This window comes from Streptomyces flaveolus (assembly GCF_014648815.1).
Taxonomy (GTDB): domain Bacteria; phylum Actinomycetota; class Actinomycetes; order Streptomycetales; family Streptomycetaceae; genus Streptomyces; species Streptomyces flaveolus.
Genome location: NZ_BMRV01000014.1, coordinates 63,963 through 78,118, shown reverse-complemented (window position 1 = coordinate 78,118; position 14,156 = coordinate 63,963). Strand labels below are relative to the sequence as shown.

Genomic DNA, 14,156 nt, shown 5'->3' with positions numbered 1-14,156 from the left:
CGGAGGGGCGCCGGGTGACGCAGCTGTCCACAACCGGCGAGTGGTCCACAGGGCCGGAAGGTGGCCGGTCCCGGTGGGGGACGGTTCTCGCATGCGAGCGAGGCGATGTGCGGGTGTGTGTACGTGGGTGGCGATGCTGCTGGCCGTCATGGCTCCGGCGCCGCCGCGACCGGAACGGCCGGTGGCGCAGGTGGCGGTCTCGGTGGCGGGCCCCCGGCAGGAGTCGGGCCCTGCGGTGCCGGCCGTCGCCCGGTTCTGGCCGGTCGGCACCCGGCCCGCGGTGCTGCGGGGCTGGGAGCCTCCGCCGACGCCGTACGGCCCGGGCCACCGCGGCGTGGACCTCGCCGCGCCGGCCGGGACCGCCGTACGGGCGGTGGCTGCGGGACGGGTGTCCTTCGCCGGGCGGGTCGCGGGGAGGGGTGTCGTCTCGCTGGAACTGACGGGTACGGGCGACCCGCCCCTGCGGACGACGTACGAACCGGTGCGGGCGTCGGTGCGCAAGGGCGCCGAGGTCGCCGCCGGGGAACTGCTGGGCACGGTGGAGCCGACGGGTTCCCACTGCTCGGCGTGCCTGCACTGGGGTGTGCTGAGGGGCGAGGTCTATCTGAACCCGCTCGCGCTGCTGCCGCCGTGGCTGCTCGGCGCGGGCCCGTCGAGACTGCTGCCGGTGCTGGGAGTCCCCCTCCCCGCCGGGCAGCGGCCATAGGCAGCCTGCCCGAGCCTGAACGACCTGGTAGGCACCGCCGCGGAGGCAGGGGCGGCCCCGGTGAACGCCGGGCGCCCTGTGCGCACCAGGGCCTCGACGGCCCCGGGTCAGCCCCGGATGCCTCGCAACGCCATGGAGACAGCCGCCTCCGTGATCACCGCCGGTTCCTCGGCCGCCCCGAGCTCGATACGCCGCACGGCCGCGTCCACGACCCCCTGGAGCAGCATCGCCGCCAGCCGCGGCTGCTCGTGCCCCATCTGGCCCAGCGCCGCGACGATCATCGCGACCAGACCACCGTGCGCCGCCCGGATCTTCTCCCGGGCGCCGGCGTCCAGTTCGCTCGCGGAGATGGCCACCACGGCGCGGTGCCGCCGGTCCCCGACCAGGTCGAGCTGCCGGCGCACATACGCCTCGACCTTGCCCTCGGGCGTCGCCTCGCGCTCCATCGCCGCCTCGACCTCCGCCGCCCAGACGGGGAAGTCGACGGCGCACAGCTCCTCGACGACCGCGGCCCGCGACCGGAAGTACTCGTAGACGGACGAACGGGCGAGACCCGTCCGCTCGGCGAGGGCGGGGAAGGTCAGCGCCTCCGTCCCGCCGTCGGACAGCAGGGAGCGTGCCGCGTCCAGCAGGGCGGCACGCTGCATCGACCGGTGCTCGGCCACGGAGGCCGCTCGAATCCTTGGCACGTCACCACTTTACGGAGGCGTTCCCCCGTACGGGAGTCACCCGCCCGGCCCGGGGGTCGCCGACCAGGCCACCGGTGGGGCCGGACGGGGAACGCAAGACCAGGTCAGCGGCCGAATGCCGCCAGCTTCGCACGCAGCTGCAGTACGGACTTGGTGTGGATCTGACTGACCCGGCTCTCGGTCACGCCCAGCACGTTGCCGATCTCGGCGAGGGTGAGCCCCTCGTAGTAGTACAGGGTGACGACGGTCTTCTCCCGTTCCGGCAGCGTGTTGATCGCCCGCGCCAGGAAGCGCCGCAGCTCCCGGTCCTCGGCGACCTCCACCGGGTTGTCGGCGGCGGTGTCCTCCAGGGTGTCCATGAGGCTGAGCCGGTCCCCGCCGTCGCCCCCGGCGTGCAGCAGCTCCTCCAGGGCCACGACGTTGGCCAGCGACAGCTGGCTGAAGACCGCGTGCAGGTCCTCCACCGCGATGCCCATCTCGCCGGCCACCTCGCCCTCCGACGGGGTCCGCCGCAGCCGCGCCTCCAGCGTCGCGTAGGCCCGCTCCACGCTCCGTGCCTTCTGCCGCACGGACCGCGGGATCCAGTCCAGCGCCCGCAGTTCGTCGATCATCGCGCCCCGGATCCGGGTGATCGCGTAGGTCTCGAACTTGATCTCCCGGTCGACGTCGAACTTCTCGATCGCGTCGATCAGCCCGAACACCCCGGAGGAGACGAAGTCCGCCTGCTCGACGTTGGGCGGGAGCCCCACGCTCACCCGGCCCGCCACGTACTTCACCAGGGGCGAGTAGTGCAGGATCAGCTGTTCCCGCAGCCGCTCGTCCCCCGTCGCCTTGTACGACCGCCACAGCTCGTCGAGCGTCGAGGGGGCGGGCGGTCGCACGCTGCCACCGTCGCGGGCGGCTGGGGGGAGCGCCGCCCGGTCGGACCCGGAGGTGTGCTGGGGCATTCGTCGCCTTGTGCCGTTCTGCCGTGATGTGGTGTGCCTGGGGTGAGGCCGCCGGTCTGCTGTCTGGTTGTCGCCTGTTGTCGCCGGTCTGCGTGGGGGTCCTCGTGAGCGTAGCGTGACTGGACTGTCGCGGTGGGCGAAGAACGGCCGGGGGGTCGTACGCAGATACGTTCCGCTGAACGCCCTACAGGGGGGACGGTGATCGCTCAGCGTGATCATCCGAATCGCCCAACTGCGGGAATCCCCAAGGGCGTCGGGCTTCCCCCGGACGGCCGAACACGCTCGGTCAGCGCGGGCCACGGCCACCACGGACCGAGATCATCGCCTGGCGTGTCAACTTCCAGCCGTCGCCGTGTCGTTCGACGTAACCGAGTGCTCGAAGCTCGTACAGTCTCGCGACCGCGTCGTCCTGCGTGGTCTGTGCGCGGCGCGCGACGTCGGCCACCGCGGTCGTGCCGCGCGCCGGGAGCCCGGCGAGCACCTGCCGGGTCCGGGGTTCCAGTAGGTCGGTGGGCAGTACCGGACCTCGCCGGTCCGGGGCCAGTTCCCCCATGTCGCCGACCAGTTCGACGACCTCCGCGGCGTCGGTGACCAGTACGGCGTCGCCGCGGAGCAGCTCGTGCACTCCCGCGGACAGCCCGCTGGTGACCGGCCCCGGCACTCCCATGGTGTGCCGGCCCAGACGCTGTGCCGCCCGTGCCGTGACCAGCGAGCCGCTGCGCAGGGCCGCCTCGACGACGACGGTGCCCCGGGTGAGCGCGGCGATCACGCGGTTGCGCAGGACGAATCTGCTCGGTGTCGGATGATCGCCCGGCGGCAGCTCCCCGACGACCAGTCCCTGCTCCGCGATCCTGGTGATCAGCCCGGTGTGTCCGGGCGGGTAGGGACGGTCGACACCGCAGGCGAGGACGGCCGCGGTGGCGCCGCCCGCGCCGAGGGCACCCCGGTGCGCGGCGCCGTCGACGCCGTAGGCCCCGCCGGAGACCACGACCCAGCCGCGTTCGGCGAGGCCGGCGGCGAGGGTGGCCGCCATGTGGGCGCCGTACTCGGTGCAGGCGCGGGCGCCCACGACCGCCACCGACCGCAGCGCCCACATGCGCAGGCTGGGCCGGCCGCGCACCCACAGCCCGAGGGGCCGGCCGTCCCCCAGGTCGTCGAGCTGCCGGGGCCACTCGGTGTCGCCGGGCGCCACGAACCGCACCCCGGCCGCCCGCGCGACGGCGAGGTCCCCGCGCGGGTCGGCCCGGTCGGCCCGTGCGCACAGGCCGGCCCACCGCTTTGCGCTCGCCCCCGGCAGGGCGCGCCCGCCCTCGCGCAGCCGCCGCACCACCTCCGCGACCCCGCACTCCCGCACCCACCGTCCGCCGGCCTCGTCGCCGGGCTCGATGACCCGCGTGAGGAAGATCCGGCCGAGCAGCTCACCCGCCGCGGACTCGCCGGCCGCCCGCTCCTCCCGGCCCACGCCGTCGCCCCGGCTCCCGTCGCCGCCCGCATCACTGCCGCCGCCCCTGTTCATGTCAGCGCCCCCAGCTCCATGGGAACGCCTCGCGGCACCCCCGTGCGCAGTTGCAGTGCCAGGGCGACGTCCCTCGCGTCGGGCCGGTCGTGGCCGACGAGGTCCGCGACGGTCCAGGCGACGCGCAGGACCCGGTCGAGGCCCCGAGCGGTGAGCACGCCCCGTTCGAGGCAGCGCTCCGCGTCCTCCAGGGCACCGGGCGCGGCGTACCAGCGGCTGCGCAGCTCCCGGCCGGGCACCTCGCTGTTCGAGCGCCACGGGGTGCCGGCGAGGCGGGCGGTGGCCCGCTCGCGAGCCCCGCGCACCCGGTCGGCGACCGTCGCGGTGGAGTCGCCCCGGGTGCCGTCCCCCGCAAGCTCCCTGCGCGTCACCCGGTCCACCTCGACGCGGAGGTCGACCCGGTCGAGCAGCGGGCCGGACAGCCTGGCCTGGTAGCGGCGGATCGACGCCGGCGAGCACTCGCACAGGTCGTCCTTCTGTGAGAAGCGCCCACACGGACAGGGGTTGGCGGCCAGCACCATCAGGAAACGCGCCGGGAACCGCACCACGCCCGCGCTGCGCGCGATGACGACGTGTCCGGCCTCCAGGGGCTGGCGCAGCGCGTCGAGGGCATGGCTGCTGAACTCGGGGGTCTCGTCCAGGAACAGGACGCCCCGGTGCGCCAGCGACACGGCACCGGGCCGTGCCACGCCGGGCCCACCGCCGACGAGGGCCTGCATCGTGGCGGAGTGGTGCGGCGCGCAGTAGGGGGCGACGTCGATGAGGGGTTTGCCCGGCGGCAGCAGGCCCGCCACCGAGTGCACCGCGGTGACCTCCAGCGACTCCGCCCGGCCCAGCCGGGGCAGGATCGCGGGCAGCCGCTCGGCGAGCATGGTCTTGCCGGCGCCGGGCGGCCCCTCCAGGAACAGGTGGTGTCCGCCGGCCGCGGCGACCTCCACCGCCGTGCGCGCCGAGGTCTGGCCGACGACGTCGGCGAGGTCGTGATCGTGGTCGTGCTGGGCAGCGCCCATGCTGTGCATGCCCGTGGCCGCGCCCGTGCCGGGCATGCGCAGGCCGGCCATGAGCGGGTCGGGCCCGCCCTGCCGGTCCTGCTCCTCGTCCGGCACGGGTTCGTCGGCGAGGACGGCGATCAGCTGGCGCAGGCTGCGCACGCCGAGGATGGACACGCCGGGCACCAGGGACGCCTCTGCGGCGGCGCACTCGGGCACGACCACCTGCTCGTACCCGGCCTCCGCGGCGGCCAGTACCGCCGGCAGGATGCCGCGCACCGGCCGCACCCGTCCGTCCAGGCCCAGTTCCCCGATCATCAGGATGTCGGCCAGCACCCGCGGGTCGATCCGCTCGGCGGCGCCGAGCACGGCCGCGGCGACCGCCAGGTCGAATCCGCTGCCGCTCTTGGGCACCGATGCCGGGCTCAGTCCGACCGTCAGCTTTTTCTGCGGCCACTCCGCGCCCGAGTTCACCACCGCCGCCCTGACCCGGTCCCGGCTCTCGGTCAGGCTCTTGTCCGGCAGTCCGACCAGCGTGAACGCCGCCACGCCCGGTTCGAGGTCGGCCTGCACCTCGACCACCACGCCTTCGACGCCGACCAGCGCCACGGAGCACGTACGCGCGAACCCCATCACGCCACCCCCCGCGCGTGCTCGACGACGGGCGCGCCGCGCCGCGGCAGGAGCACGCCCACCAGGTCGATGCGGACGCCTCCGGGCGGGGCTCCCCCGTGGGTCTGGATCCAGCGCTCGGCGAGACGGCGCAGCCGTTCCGCCTTGTCGGGGGTCACGGCGGCCATCGGGTGTTCGAACGCGCCGCCCCTGCGGGTCTTGACCTCGCAGACGACCAGGACGTCCCCGTCCCGGGCGACGATGTCGATCTCGCCGGCCCTGCCGCAGCGCCAGTTGCGTTCCAGGACCGTCAGTCCGGCCTCACCCAGCCGGCGGGCGGCGAGCGTCTCGCCGTACTTGCCCAGCGCACCTCGTGCGTTCATGTCGGCACCACCTCCGGCGCCAACGATCACGCAGACGGGCCGAGCCCGTCGCTCACGGTGAACTACTCACCGGTTGTGGAAAACTCCGTCACCCGCCGGGAAGCTCCAGGTCGCTCTTGTTGAGCTCCTCGATGTTCACGTCCTTGAACGTCAGCACCCGCACCTGCTTCACGAAGCGGGCGGGCCGGTACATGTCCCACACCCAGGCGTCGGCCATGGAGACCTCGAAGAACACCTCGCCCTGGACCGAGTGCACCTGCATCTCGTAGTCGTTGGTGAGATAGAAACGCCGCTCGGTCTCGATCACGTATTTGAACAGACCGACGACGTCGCGGTACTCCCGGTAGAGCTTGAGCTCCATCTCGGTCTCGTACTTCTCGAGGTCCTCGGCGCTCATGGCATGTTCCCCTTCAGCCGTGCGATCCCCCCATTGTGCGCCAGTCCCGCGTGCCCCTAGACGATTTCGGTGTCCAGGGTCACCGGTCCGGCCGGAGGACCTTCGTCGAGCAGCGTGCGCAGCAGCTCGGCGAGTCTGGTCGGATACACCGTCTCATGTGCGCGGGTCAGTTCCCGACACGTCCACCAGCGCGCTCCGGCGACGCTGCGGCGCTCCAGTTCGGTCAGGCCCACGGCCTCGGTCACGGTCTGGGTGGTGCGGGCCAGGTAGTACCACTCGTCCTGGTCCCAGCGGCGGCCCGCGAACGGGAAGGAGCATCTGCGTCGCCACAGCACGGGGCCGAGTTCGACGTCGGTGATGCCGGTCTCCTCCTCGAGTTCCCGCCGGGCTGCCTCCTCGCGGGTCTCGTCGCCCTCCACGCCGCCGCCGGGGGTGAACCACCAGTCGTCGGCCGGGTCGTCCGGTTCGTGGCCGTGCAGCAGCAGGATGCGGTCCTCGGGGTCGAGCAGCACCACCCGGGCGACCTTGCGCAGCCCGCCCTCGTAGGTGTCCCGGCCGGCCGTCGTCTCAGCGGCCACCGGTGGGCTCCGTCCCGGCCCTGGCGCGGGAGGCGGCGGACCGTTTGGCGATCGGGCCGTACGCGGCGCCGCCGAGGATCAGTACGGCACCGGCGATCACGAGCGCGACGACCGTGCGCAGCGGGCCCGGCGAGGAGAGGCCGCCCAGCGTCTCGAAGCCCGCCGGCCGTTCGAGCATGCCGTTCATGGGCCATACGACGGCGTCCACGCGGGCGTCCACGGCGCCGCGCGACACGCTGCCGCCGGCGGCGTCGGTGAGGTGGGCGGTGGAGTCCACGGAGTTGTCGCGTTCGTCGCCCAGCAGGAACAGGCGCCCCTCGGGGACGGTCACGGTCGGGAAGTTGGTGATCTCGGCCGGCGTGCCCGCGGGCAGGTAGGACTCGTCGATCACCTTGCCGTTGACCTTGAGCTTGCCCTCCTGGCAGCAGGAGACGGTGTCTCCGCCGATGGCGACCACGCGCTTGACCATGGGGGCGTTGGCCCAGGTCGCGTCCTTGAAGACGACGACGTCGCCGCGGTGGACGTCCGTGCCGTCGATCCGCTGCGCGAGCACCCGGTCACCGGCGTGGATCGTCGGCGTCATGGAGCTGGTCGGCACGGTGTAGGGCCGGTAGACCACCGCTCCCCAGGCGAAGCCGCCGAGGAACAGCACCAGGCCGAGCGCCACGGCGATGCCGGACAGCCGCTGCCCGGTCCTGCCGGCCGCCGGGGCCTTGCTTGCGCCGCCGCCGTGCGGGGCCGTACGTGTCGTGCTCTCGCCACCCATGGATCCGCACCCTACCGGGCAGTACCCGAACGGGGCAGCCCCTTCCGGCGCCGGAGACCGGCCGGCCCGGAGGGACGGGCTCCGCGGTGCTTCAGCGGGTCTCGGCGGGGACGGTCCTCCTGCGGCGCCACCAGACGACCGGGGCGACACCGGCGAGGGCGAGGCCCTGGGGTGCGACGGTGAGCGCGGCGGCGGCCGACGCCTGGTTCGTCAGACCGTCCTGGTCGAAGGTCTCCGGCACCGGCAGGGTGTCCCAGTGGTTGACCGGCCAGGCGACCACGATGGCGCGGCCGACGACCTCCTTCACGGGGACCATGCCGCCGTGCTTGTCCGACTGGTTGTAGCGGGAGTCCGCGGAGTTCTGCCGGTGGTCGCCCATGACCCAGATGGAGCCCTCGGGGACCTTCACCTTGAACCGGCCGCCCTGGTCGTCATCGCTGCACGGCGTGTTGCCGGGGTAGACGTACGGCTCGTTCAGCGCCATGCCGTTGACCTTGAGCGGGCCCGTGCCGTTGCACTCGACCGTGTCGCCGCCGACTCCGATGACGCGCTTGATCAGGTCCTTCTCGTCCGCGGACGGCATCAGGCCGATCCAGCTGAGGACCGTCTGCAGCGCGTTCGGCTCGGGCGTCGGCTCGCCCGCCAGCCACTGGTCGGGGTCGTGGAAGACGACGACCTCGCCGCGCTCGGGTTCCGAGCCGAACCACGGGGTGAGCTTGTCGACCAGGACGCGGTCACCCTCCGTGAGGGTGTTCTGCATCGATGCGGACGGGATCGAGAAGGCCTGCACCAGGAAGGTCTTGATCAGCAGCGCGAGCACCAGCGCGATGCCGATGAGGATCGGCAGTTCCTTCCAGAAGGAACGCTGCTTCTTGGCCTCGGGACGCTTCTTGGGCGGGGTCCCGCCCACTCCTTCGTCCTCGGTCCCGTTCTGTTCGTCCGTCACCCTGCTGTCCTCGGCCGTCCCGGAGTCGCTCGCGAAGGCCTGGGCGCCGTCCGTGGACGGGCCGGCCGCTTCCGTGGGGCGTCCCGGGTGTTCCTCGCCGTCGTGACCGGACCGTGCGCCAACCGCCACATCCCCCACGCCAACTCCTTACTCTCTGCCACCGCCTGCCCCGTACACGGCGCAGGCCCACCACTCCCATAACGAGCGGGAGTTCCGCAGGGATCGGGAGTTGAATCATCGCGTTCGGATCGTCGGGGGCAACCCTATGCGACAGGGCGGAGGCAGCGGCCGAACCGGAGGCCGCGTCGGACACGGACGCGTACGTTTTCGGCTCGTCCAGCGTGGTCCAGTGACCGAACGGCCAGGCGATCACCATGGCCCGCCCCACCACCTCGTCCTCGGAGACCGTGCCGTGGTCGGTGTCCTGGTGGACGCGGGAGTCGGCGGAGTTGGACCGGTGGTCGCCCATCACCCACAGCCGCCCCTCGGGAACGGTGACGTCGAACGGCGTGGTGGAGGGAACGTCGCCGGGATACAGGTAGTCCTCGTTCAGCGGAACGCCGTTGACGGTGATCCGCCCCTGGGCGTCGCAGCACTTGACGTGGTCCCCGCCGACTCCGACGACCCGCTTGATGAGGTCCTTCTCGTCGTCGGACGGCAGCAGGCCGATGAAGGCGAGGCCCTCCTTGACCTGCTTGACGACGACGGGGTCGTCCTTCCTGGTGGTCTGCTCGCCCTGGAGCCAGCCGCCGGGGTCGCGGAAGACGACGACGTCCCCCCGCTGCGGCTCGGAGCCGAACCAGGGGGTGAGCTTGTCGACCAGGACCCGGTCGCCGATCCGGATCGTCTGCTCCATGGAGCCCGACGGGATGACGAAGGCCTGGACGAGGAAGGTCTTCAGGACCAGCGCGATGAGGACGGCGACGCCGATGAGGAGCGGTATCTCCTTGACGGCACTGCGCCTGCGACGCCGCTTGACCTTGCGCTGGAGCTTGCGCCGCTCCGCACGGGACCGGCCGCCGGACGGGGCGGCGGCGCGCCGGGACCCGGTGGGCAGGAGGTCCTCGGCGGGGCTGCTGGGCGCCCCGCGCGGCTTGCCCCGGCTACCCATCGACGCCCTTGGCGGCCGGTGCCGTCGCCGGCACGCGCGCGTAGGCGTCCGGACGGTCGAGGTGGGTGGCGTGGCCGAAGGGCCAGACGATCCAGTCGGCGCGGCCGATCACCTCGTCCACCGGGACCATCCCGCCGCCCGGCGAGCCCAGGTGGTCGCGGGAGTCGCTGGAGTCGCCGCGGTGGTCACCGAGGACGAACAGGGTGCCGTCGGGCACCACGACGTCGAAGGGCACGGTGGACGGACGGTCACCGGGGTACAGGAACGCCGACTCGTCGACCGAACGGTCGTTCACCAGGACCCTCCCCTCCTTGTCGCAGCACACCACGTGGTCCCCGCCCACACCGACAACGCGTTTGATGTAGTCGCCGTGCCCGAAGAACCCGGTGCCGTCGAAGACGACGATGTCGCCCCGCTGCGGCCGGCCACCGAAACGGTACGCCAACTTGTTTACGAGAACCCGGTCGCCGATCCTCAATCCGCGCTCCATGGATCCGCTGGGGATCTGGAAGGGGCGCAGCACGAAGGTGCTGAGCAGCAGCAGGAGGGCCAGGAGGGCGAGCAGGGCCACGGTGATCCGCCCGCCCGGCACCCAGTCGGCGAGCCACGCCGAGAACGCGGAACGCGACCGTCCCTCCGGGCCCTCCGGGACCGAGGTCTGCTCGGCGTCGGAAGGGCGGGAGGAGCGGTCGCGCTCCGTGGGCTGTGCTTCGGTGTCCATCGGAGCCAGATGTTATCCGGCTCCGCCGTAGACCTCGGAGAGCGCTCAGCTCTCGCGCTTCTCCTTGATCTTCGCGGCCTTGCCGCGCAGCTCGCGCAGGTAGTACAGCTTGGCGCGACGGACGTCACCGCGGGTGACGAGCTCGATCTTCTCCACGATCGGGGTGTGCACCGGGAAGGTGCGCTCGACGCCGACGGAGAAGGAGACCTTGCGGACCGTGAAGGTCTCGCGCACGCCGGCACCCTGGCGGCGGATGACTACGCCCTTGAACTGCTGCACACGGGAGCGGTTGCCCTCGATGACGCGGACGTGCACGTTGACGGTGTCGCCGGGGCGGAAGGCCGGGACGTCGCTGCGCAGCGACGCGGCGTCGACGGTGTCGAGCAGGTGAGACATTTCGTCTGCTTTCCTCGCTGATGCCACAGGTCATCAACGGAAACTAGGTGTTTCGGAATCAGGGTCGTGCGGGTCGGGACGGGCGTCGTGTCCCCCTGTGGCAGGGGCGCGCTCCGGACGGACGCACAACAGCGGCCTATTGTTCCACGCCCGGCGTCCTGCGCCAAAATCGGCCGTACGGTTCCCCGTCCGGGTCGGGTTCCCAGCCCAGGATGGAGAGCATCTCGCGGTCCTTCTTGTCGAAGGCCTCGGGGTCGCACCGCTCGATCAGGTCGGGCCGGTTGGCCGTGGTGCGCCGCAGGGCCTCGTCGCGGCGCCAGCGGGCGATCTTGCCGTGGTGGCCGCTGAGCAGCACGTCCGGGATGCCGCGCCCGCGCCACAGGGGCGGCTTGGTGTGGACGGGGCCCTCCAGGAGGCCGGCCATGGCGCCGGGGGCGAAGGAGTCGTCCCGGTGGGACTCGGCGTTGCCCAGGACACCGGGCAGCAGCCGTGCCACGGCCTCGGTGACGACCAGTACGGCCGCCTCGCCGCCGGCGAGCACGTAGTCGCCGATGGACACCTCGTACACGGGCATCCGGGTCGCGTACTCGTCGATGACGCGGCGGTCGATGCCCTCGTAGCGGGCGGGCGTGAAGATCAGCCAGGGGCGCTCGGAGAGGTGGACGGCGAGTTCCTGGGTGAAGGGCCGGCCGCTGGGCGTCGGCACGATGAGGGCGGGCTCGCCGGAGCCGGTCTCGTAGCCGTCGGCCAGGACGGAGTCCAGCGCGTCGCCCCACGGCTCGGTCTTCATCACCATGCCGGGGCCGCCGCCGTACGGGGTGTCGTCGACGGTGTTGTGCCGGTCGTAGGTCCAGTCGCGCAGGTCGTGCACGTGGACGTTCAGCTGCCCGCGCGCGCGTGCCTTGCCGACGAGGGAGACGTTCAGCGGTTCCAGGTACTCGGGGAAGATCGTGACGACGTCGAGCCGCATCACGCATCGTCTCCGGAGGCGTCGCGCGAGGAGGCGATCTCGGCCCGGTCGTCGATCAGGCCGGGCGGCGGGTCGATGACCGCGCGCTGCTCCTCCAGGTCGACCTCGGTGACGATCTCCGACACGAACGGCACGTAGACCTCGCTGCCGTCGGGGCGCTCCACGATGAACAGGTCCTGGGTGGGCAGGTGGGAGATCTCCGTGATGCGGCCGACCTCCTCGCCGTCCTTGGTCACCACGTCGAGGTCGATGAGCTGGTGGTCGTAGTACTCGTCCTCCTCCTCGGGCAGCTCGTCGGGGTCGACGTCGGCGATGAGGAGGGTGTTGCGCAGCGCCTCGGCGGCGGTGCGGTCGCTCACCCCGGCGAAGCGCAGGAGGAGGCGGCCGCTGTGGACCCGGCCGGTCTCGATGGTGAGCGGCCCGACGGAGGCGGGGTCGGTGGTCAGTACCGCACCGGGCCCGAGCCGCAGTTCCGGCTCGTCGGTGCGGACCTCGACGGTGACCTCGCCCTTGATCCCGTGGGCGCGGCCGATGCGCGCGACTACCAGCTGCACTGTGCTTGATCTCCTGTCATACGACTGCGGGCCGGGGACGGCCCAGTGGCCTTCCCCGGCCCGAGCCGGTGCTGCGTTGCGAAGCGTCAGCGGACGTGGTCCACGTCGACGAGGTCGACGCGGACACCGCGGCCGCCGATGGCGCCCACGACGGTACGCAGGGCGCGTGCGGTGCGGCCGTTGCGGCCGATCACCTTGCCGAGGTCTTCCGGGTGGACCCGGACCTCGAGCACCCGCCCGCGGCGCAGGTTGCGCGAGGCTACCTGCACATCGTCAGGGTTGTCGACGATGCCCTTCACGAGGTGCTCGAGAGCCTCCTCGAGCATGCTCAGGCCTCGGTCGACTCGGACTCGGCGGCAGCCTCGTCCTTCTTGTCGGCCTTCTTCTTCTGGGTGATGGCCTCACCCTTGCCCTCGTCGTCGCCACCGAGCGCCTCGAAGGACGGACGGGCCGACTTCTCGGGGGCCACCAGCAGCGGAGCCGGGGCGGGCTCGCCCTTGAACTTCTGCCAGTCGCCGGTCTTCTTCAGGATGGCGAGCACGGGCTCGGTCGGCTGGGCGCCGACACCGAGCCAGTACGCCACGCGCTCGGCGTCGACCTCCATCACCGACGGGTTGTACGTCGGGTGGTACTTGCCGATCTCCTCGATGGCCCGGCCGTCACGGCGGGTACGGGAGTCGGCGACGACGATGCGGTAGTGAGGCGAACGGATCTTGCCCAGACGCTTCAGCTTGATCTTGACTGCCACGGGAGTGGGTTCTCCTGGATTGACGTGGTTGGGCACGGCGAGAGAGCCGCGTGGGGTTGCGGTACCCGAGTGCCCGACGGACGCGTCAGCCGGAGGAGAGAGGGGTCCTGTGCGGCTGTCGAGTACAGCTAGCCATTCTGCCACACGCTGCCGGCCCTCCCGACCGAGGGCACTGGGTCACGGTCCGGCCGCCACGAGCAGCCGGACCGTCAGCTCGCCGCCGCGCCCACCACCTCCGGGATGCGGAACGGCTTGCCGCAGCCGCCGCACACGATCGGGGCCTGCGCCAGGACCGACGGGACGACGCGCACGTTGCGGCCGCAGTCGCAGACCGCCTTCACGCGGACCCCGCCGCCGGAGGAGCCGTGGCGGGCGGCCGGACCGCGGAAGCTGCGGGCCGAGTCGGTCGCGGTCGCGGCGGTGTGGGCCTTCAGCGCGCGCTGGAGGCGTTCGATCGTCGGACGGTAACGGCGCTTCGCCTCGGGGGTGAGCGTGACCAGCGAGAAGCCGCTGCTGGGATGCGGCTCCTCGGGGTGGTCCAGACCCAGCTCCTCGGCGATCGCGAGGAATCGTCGGTTGTGGTAGCGGCCGGCGCGGGAGGTGTCACGCACTCCGCGCGCGGCGGCGATGCCGTGGACTGCCTCGTGAAGCAGTCGTTCGAAGGAGAGTTCGTGCCCGCAGGCGGACGACGACTCTCCGATCAGGGACTCGGGCGCGGCAAGATCGGGCAGCTCGGGGTGGTGCCGCTGAATGTCGGCCCACGCCTGCGCCAGCTCTGCGGCGAGAACAGGTGGTGTCGTGCTCACGTAATGACAACGAGCCGGGGTGCCGCTGTGTTCCTATTCCGGGGCATCCCAAATAATTTGCACGTACCCGTCAGTTGCCACTGATGCGTCCCGACGAGGGCGGGTGCGCTGATCTGCGGAGAAGCCTCACAGCTCGTACCAAGCCGGGGCGTAGTCCGACGTACGCGCCGGCGCGTAGCCCCGTCCACGCGCCGGGGAGGGGCGGGGCTCGCGGACGCGCAAGGGGCGTTTCGGCCGCCGTCGAAACGGAAGGGCGCCACCTGAGCGGGCGCGTCGACGGGCGTGACGTTACCGGGTCGGCCGCCGGCGTGCGGCACCGCC

The 14,156-nt window shown here is 72.2% G+C and carries 17 protein-coding genes and 1 pseudogene; 1 reads left to right on the top strand and 17 read right to left on the bottom strand.

The annotated features are described in order from the left end of the window. Positions 1-91: 91 nt before the first annotated feature. On the top strand, positions 92-706 hold the full coding sequence (locus tag IEZ05_RS28185) for a murein hydrolase activator EnvC family protein (RefSeq protein ID WP_189233076.1): 615 nt from the start codon (positions 92-94) through the stop codon (positions 704-706). A 107-nt stretch (positions 707-813) separates the two neighbouring features. Here the strand turns inward: IEZ05_RS28185 and IEZ05_RS28180 are convergent, their stop codons facing one another. The 17 genes and pseudogenes from IEZ05_RS28180 to IEZ05_RS28100 all read right to left on the bottom strand — a co-directional run bounded on the left by IEZ05_RS28180 (position 814) and on the right by IEZ05_RS28100 (position 13,835). Then, on the bottom strand, positions 814-1,371 hold the full coding sequence (locus IEZ05_RS28180; RefSeq protein ID WP_189233168.1) for a TetR/AcrR family transcriptional regulator: 558 nt from the start codon (positions 1,369-1,371) through the stop codon (positions 814-816). Between the two features lie 128 nt (positions 1,372-1,499). Next, positions 1,500-2,342 (bottom strand): RNA polymerase sigma factor WhiG, encoded by an 843-nt coding sequence (gene whiG / locus IEZ05_RS28175; RefSeq protein ID WP_189233075.1) that lies wholly within the window; start codon positions 2,340-2,342, stop codon positions 1,500-1,502. Positions 2,343-2,628: 286 nt separating this feature from the next. Beyond that, complete coding sequence (gene dprA, locus IEZ05_RS28170; RefSeq protein ID WP_189233074.1) at positions 2,629-3,858, bottom strand: DNA-processing protein DprA; 1,230 nt, start codon at positions 3,856-3,858, stop codon at positions 2,629-2,631. Further along, the gene (locus IEZ05_RS28165; protein WP_189233073.1) at positions 3,855-5,480 is read right to left on the bottom strand and encodes a YifB family Mg chelatase-like AAA ATPase; all 1,626 of its coding nucleotides are present in this window, start codon (positions 5,478-5,480) and stop codon (positions 3,855-3,857) included. Before IEZ05_RS28165 ends, dprA begins: the two co-directional genes overlap by 4 nt. Beyond that, entirely contained in the window at positions 5,480-5,842 is a 363-nt protein-coding gene (locus tag IEZ05_RS28160) for a YraN family protein (RefSeq protein WP_189233072.1), read from the bottom strand. The genes IEZ05_RS28165 and IEZ05_RS28160 overlap by 1 nt, the downstream gene beginning before the upstream one ends. A gap of 88 nt (positions 5,843-5,930) precedes the next feature. Beyond that, positions 5,931-6,239, bottom strand: coding sequence for a DUF2469 domain-containing protein (locus IEZ05_RS28155; protein WP_003965949.1), 309 nt, complete (start codon positions 6,237-6,239; stop codon positions 5,931-5,933). A gap of 56 nt (positions 6,240-6,295) precedes the next feature. Continuing rightward, positions 6,296-6,817: an NUDIX hydrolase gene (locus IEZ05_RS28150; protein WP_189233071.1), complete on the bottom strand. Its 522-nt coding sequence runs from the start codon at positions 6,815-6,817 to the stop codon at positions 6,296-6,298. Beyond that, entirely contained in the window at positions 6,807-7,583 is a 777-nt protein-coding gene (lepB, locus tag IEZ05_RS28145; RefSeq protein ID WP_189233070.1) for a signal peptidase I, read from the bottom strand. The genes IEZ05_RS28150 and lepB (IEZ05_RS28145) overlap by 11 nt, the downstream gene beginning before the upstream one ends. Positions 7,584-7,674: 91 nt before the next feature. Continuing rightward, complete coding sequence (gene lepB, locus IEZ05_RS28140) at positions 7,675-8,667, bottom strand: signal peptidase I (RefSeq protein ID WP_229869897.1); 993 nt, start codon at positions 8,665-8,667, stop codon at positions 7,675-7,677. Further along, positions 8,558-9,640, bottom strand: a pseudogene (gene lepB / locus IEZ05_RS28135) (signal peptidase I); the annotation flags it as partial. The gene lepB (IEZ05_RS28140) and the pseudogene lepB (IEZ05_RS28135), both read right to left, overlap by 110 nt. Continuing rightward, complete coding sequence (lepB, locus tag IEZ05_RS28130) at positions 9,633-10,361, bottom strand: signal peptidase I (RefSeq protein ID WP_189233068.1); 729 nt, start codon at positions 10,359-10,361, stop codon at positions 9,633-9,635. The pseudogene lepB (IEZ05_RS28135) and the gene lepB (IEZ05_RS28130), both read right to left, overlap by 8 nt. A 45-nt stretch (positions 10,362-10,406) precedes the next feature. After that, positions 10,407-10,757, bottom strand: coding sequence for a 50S ribosomal protein L19 (rplS, locus tag IEZ05_RS28125; RefSeq protein ID WP_108015375.1), 351 nt, complete (start codon positions 10,755-10,757; stop codon positions 10,407-10,409). A gap of 136 nt (positions 10,758-10,893) precedes the next feature. Beyond that, entirely contained in the window at positions 10,894-11,727 is an 834-nt protein-coding gene (trmD, locus tag IEZ05_RS28120; RefSeq protein WP_189233167.1) for a tRNA (guanosine(37)-N1)-methyltransferase TrmD, read from the bottom strand. After that, on the bottom strand, positions 11,727-12,281 hold the full coding sequence (rimM, locus tag IEZ05_RS28115; protein ID WP_189233067.1) for a ribosome maturation factor RimM: 555 nt from the start codon (positions 12,279-12,281) through the stop codon (positions 11,727-11,729). Before rimM ends, trmD begins: the two co-directional genes overlap by 1 nt. An 86-nt stretch (positions 12,282-12,367) precedes the next feature. Then, entirely contained in the window at positions 12,368-12,607 is a 240-nt protein-coding gene (locus tag IEZ05_RS28110; RefSeq protein WP_009190870.1) for an RNA-binding protein, read from the bottom strand. A gap of 2 nt (positions 12,608-12,609) precedes the next feature. Beyond that, positions 12,610-13,029 (bottom strand): 30S ribosomal protein S16, encoded by a 420-nt coding sequence (rpsP, locus tag IEZ05_RS28105; RefSeq protein ID WP_189233066.1) that lies wholly within the window; start codon positions 13,027-13,029, stop codon positions 12,610-12,612. Positions 13,030-13,238: 209 nt separating this feature from the next. Further along, the gene (locus IEZ05_RS28100) at positions 13,239-13,835 is read right to left on the bottom strand and encodes a hypothetical protein (RefSeq protein ID WP_189233065.1); all 597 of its coding nucleotides are present in this window, start codon (positions 13,833-13,835) and stop codon (positions 13,239-13,241) included. Positions 13,836-14,156 lie beyond the last annotated feature (321 nt).